Here is an 18,175-nt window from a genome sequence, read left to right on the forward strand (position 1 = left end):
GAGGAAACAAGCAATGTCGTATGCTGCCGGGCGGCTCATTCATGATGCCGACAGCCATCTGATGGAAATGACCGATTGCCTCGATCCCTATTTCGAGGCGCGCCTGCTGGAACGCTATCACGCGCTTCCCGTCTACCAGGCAAAGCATTCTCACGCTCACTGGATGAACAAGGAACGCGCCCGGCATGAGGACGCCGCCTATCGCGCCGCTGCCGGAGACGCGATCCTTCTCAAGAAAAACTATGAGGCGCTCGGATCATTCCGGCGGGAAGATCGCCCGGCCGTGATGGACCGGCTGGGCTTTGCCAGCCAGCTTGTGTTCACCACCTTCTGTCTCGGAAATTTCGGGCTCGACCAGTCGGGCGACATGGAACTTTGTTACGCGGCCGCCGATGCCCATAACCGTATGATGACCGACTTCTGCTCGGTTGACCGGCGTCTGCTGCCCGTTGCTTATGTGCCGCTGGAAGATTTTCAGAGGGCGAAGCAAACCGCCAGGCTGGCTATCCAGCTGGGCGCCAAGGCCATCATGGTGCCCTCACTTTGCCCGCAAAAACATGCGCCCAGCCATATCGGTCTCGATCCGGTCTGGCGCGCGGCGGAAGAGGCGGGCTTGCCGATCCTCCTGCATGTCGGGGGGGAGGAAAAACTCAACCCGGTCTACAAGGAAAACGGCCTGCCGCCGGTGCCCGATTTCCATGGCGGTGACGATAATTTCACCTCCGTTTCCTATATGCCGATCCCAAACGCAGCGATGCAGACGCTCTCCACACTGATTTTCGATGGCGTGTTTGACCGTTTCCCGAATTTGAAATGGGGGGCTATCGAGCTTGGCGCGTCCTGGGTTCCCGGGTGGATGCGGTCCATGGATTCGGCTGCCCATGCGTTCGGGCGCAATGAAGAACGATTGCAGAAATTATCGGCCAAGCCTTCCGAAATTGTCCGCCGCCAGTTCCGCGCGGCGCCCTATCCGCATGAAGATGCCGGCTGGATTATTCGCAATTCGGGGGATGAGGTCTGCCTCTTCTCGTCAGACTATCCCCATGTCGAGGGCGGCAGGAACCCGCTCAAGCGGTTCGATGAAACGCTCGCAGGCTGCACGCCAACGCAGGTGGAACGCTTCTATTCGGAGAATTTCATCGACCTTATGGGAGAAGGCCTGGCGAGAGACTTGCGGCGGCCGGGCCTGAAAGCCACGGGCTGATTTATATTCAACCAACTAGTTGACAATTGAGTTCCTGTCTCCATATTCAACCACATGGTTGAACAAGAATCTCCCCGTCTCGACGCTATCTTCCATGCCTTGGGAGATAGCACCCGCCGTCATATGCTCCGGGAGCTGAGCGAGGGCGAGCGCACCATAAGTCAGCTCGCCCAGCCGTTCGAGATGTCGCTGGCTGCGGCCTCCAAACATATCAAGGCGTTGGAAAGCGCCGGCCTCATCCGGCGGGAAGTGCGTGGGCGGACGCATGTCTGCCATCTCGATCCTGGCCCTATGGCCGGCGCGCATGAGTGGCTGACCTTCTACCAGCAGTTCTGGACGGGTCGCCTCGATACTCTCGAACGGCTCTTGCGCGAGGCTGATAACGCAAAGCAATCCCCCAGCCCGGAAGGAAAAAGGAAATGACCCAGACCACCAAAAACACTGTCTACGGCCAGCTGATTGAGCCGACCGTGCTGAAGATGCAACGCATGCTGCCTGGTTCTGTGGAGCGCGTCTGGTCGTATCTCACGGAGGGCGAGCTGCGCAGTCAATGGCTGGCTTCGGGCGACATGGAGCTTCGTCCTGGTACAGAGTTTGAATTCGTTTGGCGGAATGACGAGCTGACTAACCCACCCGGCAAGCGGCCTGAAGGGATGAGCGCGGAAAACCGTATGGTCTGCAAGGTCTTGGAGGTTGACGCCCCCCGGCGTCTTTTCATCACCTGGGGTGTCCAAAGCGATGTTCTGTTTGAACTGGCGCCGCAGGGCGATGATACGCTTCTGACGATCACACATCGCCGCCCGCCGACCCGCGATGTACTTCTCAGCGTCTCTGCTGGATGGCATGCGCATGTGGATGTTCTGGAAGCCAAACTCGAAGGCGCAACACCAAGGCCTCATTGGGACAACTGGGTGCAACTGCGCTCAGACTACGACCAGCGGTTCCCGGCCTAGCTGTAATCGGCAATCCGGCAGAGCAGGGGGCCGCGAAACTCGAAGAAGCTCGCCCCGCGCACCTTCACCGATTGGCCCGCTTTCACGCCGGTCGGCAGGTCAACCGCCGCGCGGCCTTCAAACTCGATTTCAGCAGCAGCTTTGCCGGCGCCTGAGACAAGATTGATCAGCCGCTGGCGGCGATAGGAGAACGCGTTACCCGACACTTCGGCCACCTGGCGCATCATGTCCTTGCCCTCAAGGCGCATGGATTGGCCGGTATTGGAGATGTTCTCGAACACCACATCATCGGTCACATAGGTCAGCATGGCGTCGATATCGCGCTCATTATAGGCCGCGATGTATTTGCGGATGATCTCGTCGAGCATTGTGTCTGCTCCGCCCTGTTAAGCCCGGCGCAGTCCTGCCTGACGCGGCTGAATTGCACAAGCCGCTTTAAGATGGGCGCGAGATGGGCCATATAGCCCGCCAACATGAACCAGAGGAGATAAAAATGGGCACACGCATCGCGGTTGTCGGCGCCACAGGTAATGTTGGGCGGGAACTCCTCAACATTCTGGACGAGCGACTCTTCCCCGCCGACGAAGTTTTCGCAGTCGCTTCGCGCCGGTCGATTGGCAAGGAGGTCTCCTATGGAGACCGGACCCTGAAATGCCATGACCTGGAGCAGTTTGACTTCAGCCGCGTCGATGTCGTGCTGATGTCGGCAGGCGGCAAGGTCTCGAAAGAGTGGTCGCCGAAGATTGCCAAGGCGGGCGCCATCGTTATCGACAACTCGTCGCAATGGCGGATGGACCCGGATGTGCCCTTGGTGGTCCCGGAAGTGAACGCAGACGCGGTTCTCGGCTATGAGAAGAAGCGGATCATCGCCAATCCGAACTGCTCCACGGCGCAGCTCGTTGTGGCGCTGAAGCCCATCCATGACGCTGTCGGCATCAAACGGGTCGTCGTGGCGACGTATCAGTCTGTCTCCGGCGCCGGCAAGGAAGCCATGGACGAGCTGTGGAACCAGACGCGCGGCATTTTCGTCAATGACGAACCCGCCCCGCAGGTCTTCCAGAAGGAGATCGCCTTCAACGTCATCCCGCAGATCGACGTGTTCATGGACGATGGCTACACCAAGGAAGAGTGGAAGATGCGCGTCGAGACGAAGAAAATTCTCGATGAAAAGATTGAGCTGGTGGCCACCTGTGTGCGCGTGCCGGTGTTTGTCGGCCACTCCGAAGCGGTACACATCGAAACCATCGGGCATATGAGCGCGGATGAATGCCGCGCCCTGCTGCGTGAAAGCCCCGGCCTCATGGTGGTGGATGATCCCAAGGAAGATCTCTTCATCACGCCCAAAGAGTGCGTGGGGGAGTGGGCAACCTATATCAGCCGCATCCGTCACGATCCCACCACAGAAAACGGCCTCGCCTTCTGGTGCGTGTCGGACAATCTCCGCAAGGGCGCGGCTCTGAACGCGGTCCAGATCGCTGAGGAATTGCTCAATCGCGGCATCATCAAACCGGAGAAAGTCCACGCTTAGGCGCGGGCTGTCCTGAGGGACGAATTGAACATCCCGGCCACGCCCTGCGTTGCCGGGATGTTCGTTTCTAGAGCTCTGAAAAGTCCACCACTTCAAAGCTGTGCCCGGTCGCTTCAACAAAACGGCGGAAGTCAGCCTGTGAGATGGCGGTGGTGCCGGTATTGGTCAGCGGGTGAAAATTCACCACATCCGCGCCCGCCAGGACCGCGTCGACCAGGAAGCGCACGCGGGGCGGCTGGTCGTTCATCAGGGAGAAGGCCGTGACCGATCCCGGTGTTACGCCAAGCACGTCTGTCATCAGCTCTGGCGCCCCAAAGGAGAGGCGCTTGGTGGCGATCTTTCGGTGAAGCTGGTTGAGTTTCAGCTGGTTATGGGCCTCTGCCGCAATCAGCACCAAGTCGCCGCCCGCGTCCTTCAGGAAGAGGTTCTTTGTATGCGCGCCGGGCATGTCCGCCTTCAGGGCGGAGGACTGCTCCACCGTGAACATCGCCTCATGCCAGGTGGTGGCGTGCGCGATGCCGAGATCATCAAGATAGGCGAACAGGTCTTCAGGGCTTGCGGGCATGGTATCCTTTGGGGCAGGACTTTGGCTGTCCGTCAAGCAGCCAGGAAGCGGAAAGCCAGCCCATGCGCCTTGAATGTTATAAGATTTACGATGTTGCCCCGGAAATCGTGCCCGCCCGGTCGGACCGCGAATGGATGGATGCCTTCACCGATCGCCACCCTTATCGGTGTCTTCCCCTCACGATGGCGAACTCGACTGGGTGGGAAATCCTCTGCCCGATGGACATCAAGATCAAATGGAATGGCGGGCCGCGGAATGAGGACATACAGCTTCTGACGCGGGGCGATCCGGCGGCGATTCCGAGCTTTGCCGACAGCCATTTCATGCGGGGGATCGTGACGTTTCACACCGGCCACCTGTTCCGCACTCCGCCCGGCTGGGGCGTCTGGGTGACCGGGCCGCCGAATTGGCCCAAGGACGGCATTGCCCCCCTCACGGGCCTGGTCGAAACCGACTGGCTGCCCTTTCCCTTCACCATGAACTGGCAGATGACCCGGCCAGGCGAGGTGATCTTCCAGAAGGGCGAACCCTTTGCTTTCGTTACACTTATGGAACACAAGCGGCTGGAAGAGATCACTCCGGAACGCAAGGCCCTGAAGTCCAATCCTGAGCTGGTGAAGGAATATGAAGGCTGGCGCGAGAGCCGGGCGGACTTCAACTCCCGGCTCAAGGTCGGCGAGGAAAATGCCATGAAAGCCCGCTGGCAACGCCACTATATGCGGGGGGAAAAACCCGACGGAGAAAAGGTGGACAGCCACCAGACCAAGCGCCGCCTGAAGCCCCCGAAAGAAATGTGAGGTTTGCGGCGCCCTGTCCCGTGGATAAGGGCGCCAAAAAACTCCAACGCCGTTGGAGTTTTTTCACTCCGTGCCGGGGCGCGCGGCCTTTTCGGCAATGCCGGATGTGCCCTGGCGGGCTTCCAGCGCGCCGGCAACCGCGTCGAGGGCCACGCCCCGCGACCGAAGCGCGACGAAGACGTGATAGATCACATCGGCCGCTTCGCTCGCCACCCGGTCATCGCTCTCCCGGCGGACGGCGTCTGCCAGCTCCCCGCCTTCCTCGGCCACCTTGGCGGCGGCGGCGTCTGGCCCCTTGGCCAGCAGCTTGGCCGTCCAGCTGGAGGAGGCGTCTCCGTCCAGGGCGCGCGCGTCGATGGTTTCGGCCAGATGCGCAAGGGCGGCGGCGAGACGGTCAGGCGAGGCGAGGGGGGCTTTGGCGGTCATGGGGCTTCCTTACCGCGTTATCTGCGAAGGTAGAAGAGGCGAGGCGGAGACAACCTTTCGCGCTGGGGCAGTCCTTGACGTCCCCAGCGGAAGGGCGCCAGTTTCATCTCAAAGTTCCGGAGGACGACCCAGATGAACGACCGCGTTTTGATCACGATGCTCGAAGACGGCATTGCCGATGTGCGCCTTAACCGCACCGACAAGATGAATGCCCTCGACCCCGCCATGTTTGCCGGCATTGCCGAGGCCATCGACAAGCTGAAAGCCATGAAGGGCCTGCGCGTCGTGGTGCTCTCCGGCGAGGGCCGCGCCTTCTGCGCCGGGCTGGACCTGTCGAATTTCACCGGCGGGGGCGGCGGCAGCGGCGAGAAGAAACCGGAAAAAGCGAGCCCCACCAGCAATCTGGATGGGCGCAGCCATGGCATCGCAAACCTTGCCCAATATGTGGCCTGGGGCTGGCGCGAGCTGAACGTGCCGGTGATCGCGGCCGCCCATGGCGTGGCATTCGGCGGCGGCTTTCAGATCCTTTCGGGCGCTGACATCCGCTTCATCCATCCTGAGACGCGCTGCGCCATTATGGAGATGAAATGGGGCCTCGTGCCGGATATGGCCGGTTACCCCCTCTGGCGCGGCAATGTGCGCGACGATGTGCTCCGTGAGCTGACCTACACCAATCGCGAGTTCCGCGGCACGGAGGCCCAGGCACTGGGCTTTGCCACGCATGTGTCTGAGAACCCGCTGGAAGATGCGCTCGCGCTCGCCCGCGTGATGGCAGCGAAACACCCCGCCGCGATGCAGGGGGCAAAGCGCCTCTTCAACGCGATGCAGGATGCCACCGACGCCGAGCTTCTCCAGATGGAAAGCGACGAGCAGAACAAGGTGATGCGCACGCCCAACCAGATGGAAGCGGTGATGTCGGAAATGCAGAAGCGCAAACCGGTGTTCGCGGAGTAATTCTTCAAGCCCCCTCGCTGGAAGCGGGGAGGGGGCTAGACCGTCCGCACCGGCGCGCCGGCCTTGGCCAGCGCAGCCCGCGCCTCTGCCAAACTCGCCTCGCCGAAATGGAAGATCGAGGCGGCGAGCACCGCGCTCGCCCCGCCTTCCAGCACCGCAGGGGCAAAGTCTTCGACGCTCCCGGCCCCGCCACTGGCGATGACGGGGATGGTGACGGCAGACGAGACCGCCTTCAGCAGCGGAATGTCATAGCCAGATTTCGTCCCGTCCCGGTCCATTGAGGTAAGCAGGATTTCGCCCGCGCCCCTTTTGGCGGCCTCGCGGGCAAACTCGACTGCGTTGATGCCCGTGGCCTTGCGCCCGCCATGGGTGAAGATTTCCCAGCTGTCGCCGACGGCGCGCGCATCAATGGCCACCACCACGCATTGCCGCCCAGCCTTCGCCGCGCAGGCGGAGACCAGCGCCGGGTCTGCCACGGCGGCCGAATTGATGGCCACCTTGTCCGCCCCTGCGCGCAACAGCGCCACCATATCTTCCACCGAGCGCACGCCCCCGCCAACGGTCAGCGGCATGAAGCACGCCTCAGCCGTGCGGCTGACCGTTTCCAGCAGCGTGCCGCGGCCTTCATGGCTGGCGGTGATGTCGAGGAAGCAAAGCTCGTCGGCGCCCGCCGCGTCATAGGCGCGGGCAAGGGCGACGGGGTCTCCGGCGTCTTTCAGGTCCACGAAATTGACGCCCTTCACGGTGCGCCCGTCTTTCACGTCGAGGCAGGGGATGATGCGGGTTTTCAGCATGGCCGCTCCTTTGCCGCCAAAGGCGCGCGAATGCAAACAATCCGTAAGGTTTACCGGGGTGGGAAGGGGCGCGTTTCGCGCCTATATTGACGCAACGGGAGGCTGATCTCGAACCAGAATACTGGACCGGTTAGCGAAGGAGTTGAGAAGAATGGACATGAAACGACTGGAGCGGAACACATCCGCCCGCCTGCAGAATGATGAAGCCGAAGCGCTCTCGCGCTTGGCCGCCGGGCTGTCGCGCCTGCAGGCCGCGCCTGGCGCGCCGGAGGGTGAAACCGACTTGTCCCATGCCCTGCGCACGCGGCGTCGCCTGCGCCGGCCATTATCCTCGGCGCTGTAGTAAAAACGGCCATTTGCCTTCCGGAACCGGTAAAATTTCACCGGTCTTCCGGAGGCGGCTTTAAGCATGAGCTGATACGGTCTCCCCATCGAAATGGGCGGGGCGAATGCAGGTATCCAAGGCACTTCAGAAGGCTATCCGCACGGGCGTGATCACCACGGCCGCGTCGGTATTTTTCACCTTCGTGCCTGTCTATATCTGGACCCTGATTGATAAGGTCATCGACCGGCCGTCCATCTATGCCGCGTGCATCTTCATGCCGCTGATCATTGCGCCGGCGTGCAGCTGGTTTGTACTGCGCGCGCAGATGCGGGCAGAGCGCCTGGCGCAGGAAAACCACCGCCTTGCGAATGAAGACGAGCTGACCGGCCTGCCAAACCGGCGCGCCTTCTTTGCCACTGCCAGCGTGCTTCAGATGCAGGCCGATGCCGGGGCCGGGCAATTTTACTGCGCGATTGCGGATGTCGATAATTTCAAACGTGTGAACGATGCCCATGGCCATGAGGCGGGCGATGGCGTGCTGATCTCCGTAGCCGGAATATTACGCAGGCTGGCCCCGCCCGGCGCCATCGTGGCGCGCCTTGGCGGGGAAGAATTTGCGCTGGCGGGCGTCTTTGCCGATGCGCGGGCAGCGCGCGCCGCCTGCGCCGCCCTGGTGCGCGCGGTGGCCGCCGCCGATCACAGTGCGCAGAGCCTCACCCGCCAGGTCACCATCAGCCTCGGCCTCAGCCGCGAAACCGGCCGGGAAACCCTCTCCGCCCTCCTCAACCGCGCCGACGAAGCTCTCTACCGCGCCAAACAGGCCGGGAAAAACCGTGTGATGATGTACGAGGACGAACCCGTTCCGCCGCTGGCGCGGGTGGGGTAGGGATGTCCCGAACCGCTCCATGTCTTTGAATAAAATGCAAAAACTACTGCCGTTAACCTCTCGTTAACCGCTTTTTTGTGCATTCGCCTATTGGAGGCTGGACTCAACCCAAGCGAGTCCGGTAACTCTCTGTATCCCATATCTATGGGGTCCGAGGGAGCGCAGGCACAAGATTTGGCGTCGAAGCCTGCGCCCCCCGGTTTTTTCAACCGCCGAGGCGGTGATTCGGTGTATGGCAACGGCTCCGCATCGGCAACCCCTCGGCTCTACATGGAGCCCAAAAATGGCTGACCACTACTACGTGAATATGAATGCTCAACCAAACGGTGACCACGAAGTACACAAGAACAGCTGTACACGCCTTCCGGACGTGATGAATCGACAATACCTCGGCTTGTTTGAAAGCTGCGCCCCCGCGGTGCGAAAGGCTAAAGAATCATATTGGCAGTCCAACGGGTGTTATTACTGCTCGCTGGCGTGTCACACGACATGAGCCACCGGCGGGTTAGGTTCCTTAGCCTAACCCGCCGCCTCAATCGCCTCGCTCGCCACAATATCCCCATCATACAGCGCCCGCCCCAGGATAGACCCCGCAATCGGTGCGCCCGAAGCCTTCAGGGCACGGATGTCGTTCACGTCGCGCACGCCGCCGGAGGCGATGACGGGGATGGAGACGGCGTGGGCGAGCTCTGCCGTGAACGGAACATTGACGCCGGTTTTCAGTCCGTCGCGGCCAATGTCGGTGGCGACGATGGCGGCCACGCCGCAGCCTTCAAACGCCTTGGCAAGCTCGGTCGCCTTCATGTCGCTGGTCTCGGCCCAGCCTTCCACGGCCACCATGCCATCCTTCGCGTCGATCCCCACCACGATGCGGCCGGGCAGCGCGCGGGCAGCTGTTTTCACCAGTTCGGGGTCGCGCAGGGCAATGGTGCCGAGGATGACGCGGCTGATGCCCGCTTCCAGCCAGGCATCAATCTGCGCCCGCGTGCGGATGCCACCGCCCAGCTGTACCGGGGCAGGGGTGGCCTTCAGGATGCCTTCGACGGCCGCGCGGTTGACCGGCGCGCCGGCGAACGCCCCGTTGAGGTCCACCACATGCAGATGGGTGAAGCCCATCGCATGAAAGGCGCGGGCCTGGTCGGCGGGGTCCGTGTTGAACACGGTGGCCGCGTCCATCTCCCCGCGCAGGAGGCGCACGCAGGCGCCGTCTTTCAGGTCAATGGCGGGATAGAGGGTGAAGGTCATGGGTGCCATTTCAGGAAGTTGGCGAGCAGCGTCAGGCCGAGGCGCTGGCTCTTTTCGGGATGGAATTGCGTGCCGATGAGGTTGTCGCGCGCGATGGCGGCGGCGAAGGGCGGGCCATACTCGGTCCAGGCGGCAACCTTTGCCTCGTCTTCGGGGCGGAACACGTAGGAATGGGTGAAATAGGCGTGGGGCGTCTCGCCGAGGCCCTCCAGCACCGGGTGGGGCGCCGGGATCATCAGCTCGTTCCAGCCCACATGGGGCACCGGCAGGCCCGGCGCCGGTTCCAGCGCCTCGACAATGCCATGCACCCAGCCAAGGCCGCGCGTCTCGCCGTCTTCCAGGCCCATATCCGCCATCAGCTGCATGCCAACGCAGATGCCCAGGAATGGCCGCCCCTTGCGTGTCACCGCCTCGTCCAGCGCCTCGACCATGCCCGGAATGGCCCGCAGCGCGCCTGCGCAGTCGGCAAAGTGGCCGACGCCGGGCAATACGATGCGTTCGGCATTGAGGATGTCTTCGGGGCGGGACGTGACGTGAACGGCGCCCGCGTCTCCGGCCGCGGCGGCCAGCGCCCGCGCGCAGGAGTGCAGGTTGCCTGATCCGTAATCAATGAGGGCGACACGCGTCATGGCCGCGCTCTTAGCGGGGGCAGGGGAGCATGGCAATTAAGCCGCCCCCAGAAATGTCGCTTGGCGGAAATCGCAGATTGCGGCATATGGCGCGCCATCATGGACCTTTTGCTCCTTATAGCGCTCATAGCGCTTAACGGCGTTTTCGCGATGTCGGAACTTGCCGTTGTTTCCGCCCGCCGCGCCCGCCTTCAGATGATGGCAGACAAGGGCAATCTGGGCGCCCGCGCAGCGCTCAAATTGCAGGAAGACCCTTCGCGCTTTCTCTCGACCGTCCAGATCGGCATCACGCTGGTCGGCATCGTGGCCGGCGCCTATGGCGCAACGGCGCTGGCGGAAGATGTGGTACCGCTGATTGTCCGCTTCGCCCCGGCGCTTGAAGACAACGCGGCCTTCATCGCCTTTGCCGTGGTGATCGTGTTCACCACCTATCTGTCGCTGATCATCGGGGAGCTTGTGCCCAAGCGCGTTGCGCTGGCCGCGCCTGAAGCCTTTGCCGCCGTCGTGGCGCCGCCGATGGCGATGCTGTCGAAGATTGCCTTTCCCATCGTGTTCATCCTGCGGGGCTCAACCAATCTGATCCTCTCCCTGATCGGCATGGGCAAGATGCGCATCGACAGCGTCACTGAGGAAGAAATCGAAAGCATGATCGAAGAAGGCGCCGCCAGCGGGGCGATCGACGCCGAAGAACGCACGATGATCCGCAGCGTGATGCGCCTGGCCGACCGGGACGTGCGCTCGATCATGACGCCGCGCAACGAGGTTGTCTGGCTGGACCTGGATGATCCGTCTGAAGACCTTCTGAAGGAAATGTCGGTTAGCGGGCATTCGCGCTTTCCGGTCGCGCGCGGCGATCTGGAGCATGTGACCGCGATTGTTCAGACGAAGGATGTTCTCGCCCAGTCCGGCGGTGTGCGTCTGCCGAAGTTTGAAGATGTCGGCCATGAGCCGCTCTTCGTGCCAGAGACAATGAGCGTACTGCGCGTGCTGGAAAGCATGCAGGCAAGCCCGGTTCAGATGGCGCTGGTGGTGGATGAGCTGGGCCATGTCGAAGGCATTGTCACCGCCGCCGATGTGCTGGGCGCCATCGCAGGGGATGTGGCCTTCTCGCTGGCCGATGGGCTCGACCGGCCCCAGCTGCGCGAAGATGGCAGCTGGCTGATCGATGGCCGCATGGCGGTTGAAGATGTCGAGATCGTGCTCGGCGTGTCAAATATCGGCGCCGATGATGATCCGTTCTCAACCGTTGCCGGCCTCGTGATGCACCATCTTCAGCGCGTGCCGGAGTTGGGCGACAAGGCCCGTGTCAACGGGTGGATGTTCGAGGTGATCGACATGGACGGCCGGCGCCTCGACAAGGTGCTGGTCTCGCGCGTCAACGCCAAGGATGAAGACCCCTCAGGCTGAGCCGGGCAGGGGCGCCTAGAGGCTGCCCTTGGTGCTGGCCGGTTTGCCGCCAAGGCGCGGGTCCACCGTGATGGCGGTGCGCAGGGCGCGGGCTGTCGCCTTGAAACAGCTTTCGGCGATGTGGTGGTTGTTCTCGCCATAGATGTTCTCGACGTGCAGGCACATGCCGCCATTGCCGGCCAGGGCATGGAAGAACTCCTTGAAGAGTTCAGTATCCATCTCGCCGATCTTGTCGCGCCGGAACTCCACCTTCCAGATCAGGTAGGGGCGTTTGCACAGGTCGACTGAGGCGCGGGTCAGCGTCTCGTCCATCGGGATATAGGCATGGCCAAAGCGCGTGATGCCGCCAAAATCGCCCAGCGCCTTGGCAATCGCCTGGCCGATAACGATGCCGGTGTCCTCCACCGAGTGGTGGAAGTCGATATGGGTGTCGCCCTTGCAGCGCACTTTCAGGTCGATCAGCGAATGGCGCGCCAGGCTGTCCAGCATGTGATCGAAAAAGCCGATTCCCGTCTCGATGTCGGCTTTACCGGTGCCATCAAGGTTAACGGATACCGAGATTTCGGTTTCCTTTGTGCTGCGGGAGACGTCTGCGGTGCGGGTCTGGGTCATGGAAAGCCATATAAACTGCCGGAGGCGCAACAGCTAGCGCATCTGTGTTCACGGATTCCTAAACATCTAAGGCGCAGTCTTTGCGGCAATTACTGAGTTGGGCTTCCGAGTGGGCAATGGACTGAAACAGGGAAGACTTGTCGGCTGGTTGACCAGCCGCCTCACCATTCCGGCATTTGCCGCGATGACAGGCGCCCTGTTGTCCATTTTCCTGTTTGTTGTGATCGTCGCTCTGGAAGTTGTGTTCCGCATCAGAGGCACAGACGCTCCGGTCGGTTTTACCGTTCCATTCCCGGTAATCGTGGGCATGTTGATCGGAACAATCGCGATTTCCTCAACTGCCTGTTACCTGCTCGCGCGTCCGCTCCAGGGCGTGTTCGTGCGCTTCACCGGCTATATGATGTCGTCCCGCGGCGATGTGGACGCTGACCTCCATTCGCTGCAATTTCCGGAGCTGCGCCGTCTCCGCGTCGCCACCACCCGCACTGTGCGCAAGCTGCGGCGCGAGAACGACCATCTGCGCAAGATTGCATATCGCGACAGCCGGACGGGCCTTCCCAATGCGCTTGCCGCTGAAAAGCGGATTATCGAAACGCTGCCAGGCGCCAGTTTTGAGCGGCCCGCGGCATTCATCCTTCTCGACATTGACCGCTTCGCCCACCTGGTAGAGCAGGTCGGGGCAGGGCATGGCGACATGATGATCCATGCGGCCGCCCAGCGCATTTCAAAAGCGCTCAGCGATGTGCCCGATCCGTCCGCGTCTGCATTGCGCGGCTCGATGCTCGCGGCGCTGACGGCAGACCAGTTCACGCTGTTCATGCCCAACGCCGGGAGCCGGGAACATGTGATCGCGATTGCCCGCGCCATCCGGAACGCCTTCAACGATCCGTTCACGATCCTTGGCCGCCCGGTCACCATGTCGCTGTCGGGCGGTATCGTGATGGCGCCGGAAGACGCCGACTCGCCGCAGAAGCTGATGCAGAATGCCAAGCTGGCGCTGCGCCTTGTGCGGAATGAATCGCAGTCGGGTTTCCGTTTCTTCACGCCGCGCCTGACGCGCATCGTGCAGGGCCGTTACCGGTTTGAGGCAGAGCTGCGCGACGCGGTGGAAAACCGTGAGTTCAAGGCCGTCTTCCAGCCTAAGATCGATTTTGCCACCGGCCGCATCGTTGGCGCCGAGGCGCTGGCCCGTTGGCGGCGCTCGAATGGCAAGCTGATTTCGCCGGCGGCTTTTATTCCGGTGGCGGAGGAAGCGGGCCTGATCGAAGAGATCGGCAAGCAGATCCTGGAAGCGGCCTGTGAAGCAGCCCGCACCTGGGAGCTGGAAGGCCATGATGTGACCGTGGCGGTCAACGTTTCGCCCAGCCAGTTCCAGCGTAACGACCTGACCGAAACCGTCATGGGCGCGCTGCGTCGCTCAGGGCTCCATCCCCGCCTGCTGGAGCTTGAGATCACCGAGAGCATGGCCGTGTCAGACCCCGCGCGGGTGGCGGAGTTCATCTCGCCGCTGCGGGCGATGGGTACCAAGCTCGCGATTGATGACTTCGGCACCGGCCACTCAAACCTCGCCACGCTGACCCAGCTGCCATTCGACGTGTTCAAGATTGACCGGCAATTCGTGTCTGCTCTGGAGACGGATCGTCAGGCCCCTGCGATTGTCGAGATGATCCTCGCCATGGCCGAAACGCTTGGCCTCAAGACGGTGGCCGAGGGCGTCGAGACCACCAAGCAGGCAGACTTCCTGCGCCGCCGGGGCTGCACCATGGCGCAGGGCTTCCTCTACAGTCCCGGCCTGCCCGATCAGGCATTCCTGGAACTGCTGCGCGCCTGGAAGCCGCTGGGCGCCAATGACGAGACGGGCAATCCCGACGCCTATCAGGTGCCGCGCCGGTAAGTGTTTACGGGCGTGCCTGCCAGTAATGTCTGGCCGGTGTGACGGTAGCCGATCTTCCCTGCCACCTTGCAGGACGCCAGATTGCTTGGCTCGATCACACAGCAGCTTGAGGCGGACACGTTCTCGTCCAGCCAGGCATGCATGGCACTGACCGCTTCGGTCGCGACGCCCTTGCCCCAGGTTTGCGGCCCGAAGGCCCAGCCTGCTTCAGGCCCGTAGATCAGTTCCTTGGGCAGGCCGCGCTCGAAATCGGCAAAGCCGGCTTCTCCGAGAAATTCCCCCGTCGCCTTGTCGGTCACGACCCAATAGCCAAACCCTTTCATTTCCCACAGGCCGACGCCGCGCAGCAGCGCAAACCAGGCGTCCTGGCGCGAGCGCGGTTTGCCGCCGATATAGCGGGTCACCTCTTCCGATCCCCACATGGCGGCGGCAAAATCGATGTCGCAGGGTTCCGCGCCGCGCAGGATCAGGCGGGCTGTTTCAAGTGTAGGGGCTTTCATGCACCGGCCTTCATTTTCGCGAGCATGGCGCCCATGGCCGCGTGAACCATCTGGATGGCCTTCAGGGGGCGGACCATGACCTTGAAGTCAACGATCTGGCCGTCCGCGTTCCATTCGATCATGTCGACACCGTTGACGAGGATGCCGTCCATTATCGTCTCGAATTCCAGCACCGCCTTGTCGCCGCAGTCGAACAGGCGCGTGTAGCGGAAATCGTCATTGCCGAGCGTCTCGCCGGCCGCCAGCAGGTAGGCCATGGTGATCGCCTTGCCCTCCTGGGGCGTGTGAACCACGGGGCTTTTGAAGACGACATTTTCCGCAAGGATACCCGAGAGGCCATCGGCCGAGTGGTCCGTCAGCATCCAGTCAAGCCAGGCCTGCGTGTTGGGGGACAAGCCCGTGAGGGGGATCGTGTGTTTGCTGCCGGACATGCTGTTATTCACCCACCACCGGTTCGGCGATCAGATAGTCGGTCGCCTGATCGAAGCAGCTGCCTTTCATGACGACGAAGCCGCCTGGAAAGTCCGGCTTGGTGAAGATCAGGTCCATGCGGCCCCAGGCGTAGGATTTGTTGCCATTCACCGGGTCGGTCATCGCGCCGGGGCAGGGGCCTTCGGTGGCCGCGTCCGGGTCCACCCAGTAGCCGGCAAAGAAGCCGCGATCTTCGCTCACCCCGGCGAGGCCGGGAAAGATACCGAGCAGGCGCTGGCCGGTTTCACCCGGAAAGGAGAGGACCGCTTCGCCTGTTTCCAGATCTGCCTCATAGACAATCTCGCCCACCGGCGTCGTCCAGACCTCATCTGCCTGCGCGTGTCCTGAAATGACCAGGATTGTCCCGAATAGTCCCGCGATTGTCCTCAGCATGGCATGCTCCTGTGCGCCTTTGACCCTTGAGGGGCCGCGTTTGTCAGGGCTGAAGCTACGTGTCTCTGCGCTGTTTGGCGAGAGCCAAATCACCCCGCATAAGCGGCCGCCAGATCGGGATCTTTCGAGGCCACAAGGTCTGCCAGATCAGAGATCACCTTTGCCTGTTTCCAGGTGGCGTCGTCCTGCATCTTGCCGTCGATCATCGCCACGCCTGAGCCATCCGGCATGGCGGCGAGGATCTTGCGGGCAAACTTCACTTCCTCCGGATCGGGGCTGAAGACGCGCTTGGCCACCGCTATCTGGCTGGGGTGGAGGCTCCAGGTGCCCGCGCAGCCCAGAAGGAAGGCGTTGCGGAACTGCTGCTCGCAGGCTTCCAGATCGCCGATGTCGCCGAACGGGCCGTAGAAGGCGTTGATCCCGGCCATGCGGCAGGCGTCCACCAGGCGGGCAATCGTGTAATGCCAAGGGTCCTGCTGGGCGCTCAGGCGCGCGCTGCCATCTTCCTTGGGGTCTTCGATCACGCGGTAGAAGGGATGGCCCCCGCCGACGCGGGTGGTCTTCATCTTGCGGCTGGCGGCAAGGTCTGCCGGGCCAAGGCTGATGCCCTGCATGCGGGGGGAGGCAAGCGCGATCTCCTCGACGCGGGCAACGCCCTCGGCCGTCTCAAGGATGGCATGGAAGAGGATCGGGCGGGTCAGACCAGCTTTCGCCTCGAGCTGGGCGACATACTGGTCGGCAAAGTGAATATCCCACGGCCCCTCGACCTTGGGCAGCATGATCACGTCCAGCTGGTGGCCGGCCTTAAGGACCAGCTCAGACACATCGTCTTGAAACCAGGGAGAGTTGAGACAGTTCACGCGGCTCCAGAAGCCCGTGCCCTTGCCCTGCCAGTCGTACATGTTGGCCATTTCGATGGCCCCGGCGCGGGCGGCGTCCTTGGCGTCGGCGGGAATGGCGTCTTCGAGGTTTGCGAGGATGACATCCACGGTAGGCGCCATGTCCGGCACCTTGGCGCGTACCTTATCCAGATGGGGCGGCACGAAATGGATCATGCGCTCAAGTTTGACCGGAAGTTCGCGATAGGGCTCCGGCGCGCCGATCGACAGAGGCTTGAAGAAACTGCGCGGCGTTTTCTGGCTCATTGGAAGCTCCCTTTTGTGGCGCAAGGATTAGTGCCCGTGCTGCAGCGCGTCAAACAGTTGGCGTGTGACGGAACGCTCACCGGCTTTGTGCGTTTATGCCCACAGAAAACACGAAAGGTACCTTCATGTCGTTCCTCATGATCCTGCTTACGATCTTCCTGCCGCCCGTCGCCGTCCTTCTGAAAGAAGGCCTTGGCCTGCAATTCCTGCTGAACGTCATTCTGACGCTGATCGGCTGGTTGCCCGGCGTGATCCACGCTTTCTGGGTCAATACACGCGGCTCGGCGGTCGCTTAACGCGTCAGCGCCGGCCTTTGGAGGCGGTCGCCATTGGGTGGGCCGTTTCCAGAAGCTCGGCCAGTTCATCGGTCAGGACGTGGGTGTAAATCTGCGTTGTGGCAATATCGGCGTGGCCAAGAAGGGTCTGCACAACCCTGAGGTCCGCCCCACCCTGTAGCAGATGCGTGGCATAGGCATGGCGCAAAGCGTGCGGGTAGACCCGCTCAGAGCGCAAACCCGCCTCACCGGCGAGATCTTCCAGCATCTGGCCAAGCCGCCGACGCGTGAGGTGGCCTTCCTTGCCGCGAGAAGGGAATACAAATCCCTCCTGTTTGCTGCGCATCAGCGGATTATCCGGCAGGCTTGCTTCGCGCACTTCAAGCCATTCGCTCAAGGCAATCAGCGCCGCGCGCCCGAGCGGGCACAGGCGGTCCTTGCCGCCTTTTCCGCGGATGATGATATCTGCGCTCATCCACTGCCCGGCCTTGCGGCGGGGCAGATTGCCGACCCGCAAGGTTACGAGTTCTGTGGCGCGAAGCCCTGCGCCGTAGAGCAGCTCGACCAGGCATTTCAGGCGTTTGTCATTGCCGCAGGCCTCGATCAGGCGGCCCACCTCCTCGCGCGACAGCACATCGGGCACTTCCCGCTCCGGGGAAGGGCCGTCCAACCGGGCGGTGGGGTCATCCTTGCGGTCGCCTTCCTGAAACAGGAATCGGAAGAAACGCCGCACGGCGGAGAGTTTCCGGGCCTGGGTTGAGGGCGCCATGCCGCGTGCGGCAAGGTCGGCCAGCCAGGCCGAAAGGTCGCTCGAGGAGGCTGTTACCAGCCGCAGATGGCAGAATTCGGAGGCGTCCAGCAGATCGCGGCCATACGCATCGAGCGTATTGGGGCTTGCGCCCCGCTCCGCCGACATCATTTCGAGAAAAGCGCCGATGCGCGAGCGGTCATCCATACGCGCGACGCTAAGGAAACGCGGTTAAGGGGGCGTTTCTGCCCTATTCGAGGGCGCCCTCGACGGGTATGCGGATTTCGCCTTCTGGCGGCGCGTTCTTGACGGCGCGCTGGCCCAGCCACCACATGGTCCCAATGACCGCGATGGCGAGAATGATGAAAAGGATAAGGAATTTGCGCATAGAACAGGCCCCGCAAGCAAGTATGACAGGGCGAAT

Annotated in this window: 24 protein-coding genes; 11 read left to right on the forward strand and 13 right to left on the reverse strand. The window is 62.3% G+C overall.

The window, feature by feature from the left end; translation table 11 throughout:
* Positions 1 to 13 precede the first annotated feature (13 nt).
* Genes HNE_RS00285 through HNE_RS00295 form a run of 3 tightly spaced genes read left to right on the forward strand, consistent with a single transcriptional unit; the run spans position 14 to position 2,157 of the window.
* On the forward strand, positions 14 to 1,204 hold the full coding sequence (locus HNE_RS00285; RefSeq protein ID WP_011645091.1) for an amidohydrolase family protein: 1,191 nt from the start codon (positions 14 to 16) through the stop codon (positions 1,202 to 1,204).
* Positions 1,205 to 1,258: 54 nt separating this feature from the next.
* Positions 1,259 to 1,627, forward strand: coding sequence for an ArsR/SmtB family transcription factor (locus tag HNE_RS00290; protein WP_011645092.1), 369 nt, complete (start codon positions 1,259 to 1,261; stop codon positions 1,625 to 1,627).
* On the forward strand, positions 1,624 to 2,157 hold the full coding sequence (locus HNE_RS00295) for an SRPBCC family protein (RefSeq protein ID WP_011645093.1): 534 nt from the start codon (positions 1,624 to 1,626) through the stop codon (positions 2,155 to 2,157). The genes HNE_RS00290 and HNE_RS00295 overlap by 4 nt, the downstream gene beginning before the upstream one ends.
* On the opposite strand, the gene HNE_RS00300 is transcribed toward HNE_RS00295, so the two are convergent.
* Positions 2,154 to 2,525: a nuclear transport factor 2 family protein gene (locus tag HNE_RS00300; RefSeq protein WP_011645094.1), complete on the reverse strand. Its 372-nt coding sequence runs from the start codon at positions 2,523 to 2,525 to the stop codon at positions 2,154 to 2,156. The two genes, HNE_RS00295 and HNE_RS00300, sit on opposite strands and share 4 nt — an antisense overlap.
* A gap of 125 nt (positions 2,526 to 2,650) precedes the next feature.
* Between HNE_RS00300 and HNE_RS00305 the strand changes: the two genes are divergently transcribed.
* Entirely contained in the window at positions 2,651 to 3,685 is a 1,035-nt protein-coding gene (locus tag HNE_RS00305; RefSeq protein WP_011645095.1) for an aspartate-semialdehyde dehydrogenase, read from the forward strand.
* Positions 3,686 to 3,752: 67 nt separating this feature from the next.
* Here HNE_RS00305 and HNE_RS00310 read toward each other — a convergent pair whose 3' ends face one another.
* Positions 3,753 to 4,250, reverse strand: a complete 498-nt coding sequence (locus HNE_RS00310; RefSeq protein ID WP_011645096.1) for a prolyl-tRNA synthetase associated domain-containing protein — start codon at positions 4,248 to 4,250, stop codon at positions 3,753 to 3,755.
* Positions 4,251 to 4,312: 62 nt separating this feature from the next.
* Between HNE_RS00310 and HNE_RS00315 the strand changes: the two genes are divergently transcribed.
* Positions 4,313 to 5,047, forward strand: coding sequence for a DUF6065 family protein (locus tag HNE_RS00315; protein WP_011645097.1), 735 nt, complete (start codon positions 4,313 to 4,315; stop codon positions 5,045 to 5,047).
* Positions 5,048 to 5,110: 63 nt separating this feature from the next.
* On the opposite strand, the gene hisE is transcribed toward HNE_RS00315, so the two are convergent.
* Entirely contained in the window at positions 5,111 to 5,473 is a 363-nt protein-coding gene (gene hisE, locus HNE_RS00320; protein WP_011645098.1) for a phosphoribosyl-ATP diphosphatase, read from the reverse strand.
* A gap of 132 nt (positions 5,474 to 5,605) precedes the next feature.
* On the opposite strand from hisE, the gene HNE_RS00325 reads away from it, so the two are divergent.
* Complete coding sequence (locus HNE_RS00325) at positions 5,606 to 6,427, forward strand: crotonase/enoyl-CoA hydratase family protein (protein ID WP_011645099.1); 822 nt, start codon at positions 5,606 to 5,608, stop codon at positions 6,425 to 6,427.
* Between the two features lie 35 nt (positions 6,428 to 6,462).
* Here HNE_RS00325 and hisF read toward each other — a convergent pair whose 3' ends face one another.
* The gene (gene hisF, locus HNE_RS00330; protein WP_011645100.1) at positions 6,463 to 7,221 is read right to left on the reverse strand and encodes an imidazole glycerol phosphate synthase subunit HisF; all 759 of its coding nucleotides are present in this window, start codon (positions 7,219 to 7,221) and stop codon (positions 6,463 to 6,465) included.
* 151 nt (positions 7,222 to 7,372) lie between these two features.
* Between hisF and HNE_RS00335 the strand changes: the two genes are divergently transcribed.
* Complete coding sequence (locus HNE_RS00335; protein WP_011645101.1) at positions 7,373 to 7,564, forward strand: hypothetical protein; 192 nt, start codon at positions 7,373 to 7,375, stop codon at positions 7,562 to 7,564.
* 106 nt (positions 7,565 to 7,670) lie between these two features.
* Complete coding sequence (locus HNE_RS17665) at positions 7,671 to 8,432, forward strand: GGDEF domain-containing protein (protein ID WP_011645102.1); 762 nt, start codon at positions 7,671 to 7,673, stop codon at positions 8,430 to 8,432.
* A gap of 519 nt (positions 8,433 to 8,951) precedes the next feature.
* Here the strand turns inward: HNE_RS17665 and hisA are convergent.
* Together hisA and hisH are read right to left on the reverse strand one after the other, a co-directional pair.
* Positions 8,952 to 9,677, reverse strand: coding sequence for a 1-(5-phosphoribosyl)-5-[(5-phosphoribosylamino)methylideneamino]imidazole-4-carboxamide isomerase (gene hisA / locus HNE_RS00350; RefSeq protein WP_011645104.1), 726 nt, complete (start codon positions 9,675 to 9,677; stop codon positions 8,952 to 8,954).
* Positions 9,674 to 10,306: an imidazole glycerol phosphate synthase subunit HisH gene (gene hisH, locus HNE_RS00355; RefSeq protein WP_011645105.1), complete on the reverse strand. Its 633-nt coding sequence runs from the start codon at positions 10,304 to 10,306 to the stop codon at positions 9,674 to 9,676. The genes hisA and hisH overlap by 4 nt, the downstream gene beginning before the upstream one ends.
* A gap of 99 nt (positions 10,307 to 10,405) precedes the next feature.
* On the opposite strand from hisH, the gene HNE_RS00360 reads away from it, so the two are divergent.
* Entirely contained in the window at positions 10,406 to 11,713 is a 1,308-nt protein-coding gene (locus HNE_RS00360; protein ID WP_011645106.1) for a hemolysin family protein, read from the forward strand.
* A 15-nt stretch (positions 11,714 to 11,728) separates the two neighbouring features.
* Here HNE_RS00360 and hisB read toward each other — a convergent pair whose 3' ends face one another.
* Positions 11,729 to 12,325, reverse strand: coding sequence for an imidazoleglycerol-phosphate dehydratase HisB (gene hisB, locus HNE_RS00365; protein ID WP_035591342.1), 597 nt, complete (start codon positions 12,323 to 12,325; stop codon positions 11,729 to 11,731).
* Between the two features lie 109 nt (positions 12,326 to 12,434).
* Here hisB and HNE_RS00370 point away from each other — a divergent pair, with 109 nt between their 5' ends.
* Entirely contained in the window at positions 12,435 to 14,219 is a 1,785-nt protein-coding gene (locus HNE_RS00370; protein ID WP_011645108.1) for a putative bifunctional diguanylate cyclase/phosphodiesterase, read from the forward strand.
* On the opposite strand, the gene HNE_RS00375 is transcribed toward HNE_RS00370, so the two are convergent.
* The 4 genes from HNE_RS00375 to HNE_RS00390 form a co-directional block, all read right to left on the reverse strand.
* Complete coding sequence (locus HNE_RS00375) at positions 14,201 to 14,719, reverse strand: GNAT family N-acetyltransferase (protein WP_011645109.1); 519 nt, start codon at positions 14,717 to 14,719, stop codon at positions 14,201 to 14,203. The genes HNE_RS00370 and HNE_RS00375 overlap by 19 nt on opposite strands.
* A complete protein-coding gene (locus tag HNE_RS00380; RefSeq protein WP_011645110.1) occupies positions 14,716 to 15,150 on the reverse strand; it encodes a nuclear transport factor 2 family protein in 435 nt (144 codons plus the stop codon). The genes HNE_RS00375 and HNE_RS00380 overlap by 4 nt, the downstream gene beginning before the upstream one ends.
* A 4-nt stretch (positions 15,151 to 15,154) precedes the next feature.
* Entirely contained in the window at positions 15,155 to 15,583 is a 429-nt protein-coding gene (locus HNE_RS00385) for a hypothetical protein (protein ID WP_011645111.1), read from the reverse strand.
* Between the two features lie 89 nt (positions 15,584 to 15,672).
* Complete coding sequence (locus HNE_RS00390) at positions 15,673 to 16,728, reverse strand: HpcH/HpaI aldolase/citrate lyase family protein (protein WP_011645112.1); 1,056 nt, start codon at positions 16,726 to 16,728, stop codon at positions 15,673 to 15,675.
* Between the two features lie 137 nt (positions 16,729 to 16,865).
* Here HNE_RS00390 and HNE_RS00395 point away from each other — a divergent pair, with 137 nt between their 5' ends.
* Positions 16,866 to 17,024 (forward strand): YqaE/Pmp3 family membrane protein, encoded by a 159-nt coding sequence (locus HNE_RS00395; RefSeq protein WP_267878698.1) that lies wholly within the window; start codon positions 16,866 to 16,868, stop codon positions 17,022 to 17,024.
* A 4-nt stretch (positions 17,025 to 17,028) separates the two neighbouring features.
* Here HNE_RS00395 and HNE_RS00400 read toward each other — a convergent pair whose 3' ends face one another.
* Positions 17,029 to 17,958, reverse strand: coding sequence for a tyrosine recombinase (locus HNE_RS00400; RefSeq protein ID WP_011645114.1), 930 nt, complete (start codon positions 17,956 to 17,958; stop codon positions 17,029 to 17,031).
* A gap of 43 nt (positions 17,959 to 18,001) precedes the next feature.
* A complete protein-coding gene (locus HNE_RS18490; protein WP_148205767.1) occupies positions 18,002 to 18,139 on the reverse strand; it encodes a DUF945 domain-containing protein in 138 nt (45 codons plus the stop codon).
* Positions 18,140 to 18,175 lie beyond the last annotated feature (36 nt).

The sequence above is a fragment of the Hyphomonas neptunium ATCC 15444 genome, assembly GCF_000013025.1.
GTDB lineage: Bacteria > Pseudomonadota > Alphaproteobacteria > Caulobacterales > Hyphomonadaceae > Hyphomonas > Hyphomonas neptunia.

What these genes read in the sequence shown, in the direction of transcription:
- HNE_RS00380 (WP_011645110.1), bottom strand. Translation starts at nt 15,150, where the DNA reads ATGTCCGGCAGCAAACACACGATCCCCCTCACGGGCTTGTCCCCCAAC.
- HNE_RS00285 (WP_011645091.1), top strand. Translation starts at nt 14, where the DNA reads ATGTCGTATGCTGCCGGGCGGCTCATTCATGATGCCGACAGCCATCTG.
- HNE_RS00385 (WP_011645111.1), bottom strand. Translation starts at nt 15,583, where the DNA reads ATGCTGAGGACAATCGCGGGACTATTCGGGACAATCCTGGTCATTTCA.
- hisB (WP_035591342.1), bottom strand. Translation starts at nt 12,325, where the DNA reads ATGACCCAGACCCGCACCGCAGACGTCTCCCGCAGCACAAAGGAAACC.
- HNE_RS00290 (WP_011645092.1), top strand. Translation starts at nt 1,259, where the DNA reads ATGGTTGAACAAGAATCTCCCCGTCTCGACGCTATCTTCCATGCCTTG.
- HNE_RS00335 (WP_011645101.1), top strand. Translation starts at nt 7,373, where the DNA reads ATGGACATGAAACGACTGGAGCGGAACACATCCGCCCGCCTGCAGAAT.
- HNE_RS17665 (WP_011645102.1), top strand. Translation starts at nt 7,671, where the DNA reads ATGCAGGTATCCAAGGCACTTCAGAAGGCTATCCGCACGGGCGTGATC.
- HNE_RS00375 (WP_011645109.1), bottom strand. Translation starts at nt 14,719, where the DNA reads ATGAAAGCCCCTACACTTGAAACAGCCCGCCTGATCCTGCGCGGCGCG.
- hisE (WP_011645098.1), bottom strand. Translation starts at nt 5,473, where the DNA reads ATGACCGCCAAAGCCCCCCTCGCCTCGCCTGACCGTCTCGCCGCCGCC.
- hisH (WP_011645105.1), bottom strand. Translation starts at nt 10,306, where the DNA reads ATGACGCGTGTCGCCCTCATTGATTACGGATCAGGCAACCTGCACTCC.
- HNE_RS00360 (WP_011645106.1), top strand. Translation starts at nt 10,406, where the DNA reads ATGGACCTTTTGCTCCTTATAGCGCTCATAGCGCTTAACGGCGTTTTC.
- HNE_RS00395 (WP_267878698.1), top strand. Translation starts at nt 16,866, where the DNA reads ATGATCCTGCTTACGATCTTCCTGCCGCCCGTCGCCGTCCTTCTGAAA.
- HNE_RS00305 (WP_011645095.1), top strand. Translation starts at nt 2,651, where the DNA reads ATGGGCACACGCATCGCGGTTGTCGGCGCCACAGGTAATGTTGGGCGG.
- HNE_RS00295 (WP_011645093.1), top strand. Translation starts at nt 1,624, where the DNA reads ATGACCCAGACCACCAAAAACACTGTCTACGGCCAGCTGATTGAGCCG.
- HNE_RS00300 (WP_011645094.1), bottom strand. Translation starts at nt 2,525, where the DNA reads ATGCTCGACGAGATCATCCGCAAATACATCGCGGCCTATAATGAGCGC.
- HNE_RS00390 (WP_011645112.1), bottom strand. Translation starts at nt 16,728, where the DNA reads ATGAGCCAGAAAACGCCGCGCAGTTTCTTCAAGCCTCTGTCGATCGGC.
- hisA (WP_011645104.1), bottom strand. Translation starts at nt 9,677, where the DNA reads ATGACCTTCACCCTCTATCCCGCCATTGACCTGAAAGACGGCGCCTGC.
- HNE_RS00400 (WP_011645114.1), bottom strand. Translation starts at nt 17,958, where the DNA reads ATGGATGACCGCTCGCGCATCGGCGCTTTTCTCGAAATGATGTCGGCG.
- HNE_RS00310 (WP_011645096.1), bottom strand. Translation starts at nt 4,250, where the DNA reads ATGCCCGCAAGCCCTGAAGACCTGTTCGCCTATCTTGATGATCTCGGC.
- hisF (WP_011645100.1), bottom strand. Translation starts at nt 7,221, where the DNA reads ATGCTGAAAACCCGCATCATCCCCTGCCTCGACGTGAAAGACGGGCGC.
- HNE_RS00325 (WP_011645099.1), top strand. Translation starts at nt 5,606, where the DNA reads ATGAACGACCGCGTTTTGATCACGATGCTCGAAGACGGCATTGCCGAT.
- HNE_RS18490 (WP_148205767.1), bottom strand. Translation starts at nt 18,139, where the DNA reads ATGCGCAAATTCCTTATCCTTTTCATCATTCTCGCCATCGCGGTCATT.
- HNE_RS00315 (WP_011645097.1), top strand. Translation starts at nt 4,313, where the DNA reads ATGCGCCTTGAATGTTATAAGATTTACGATGTTGCCCCGGAAATCGTG.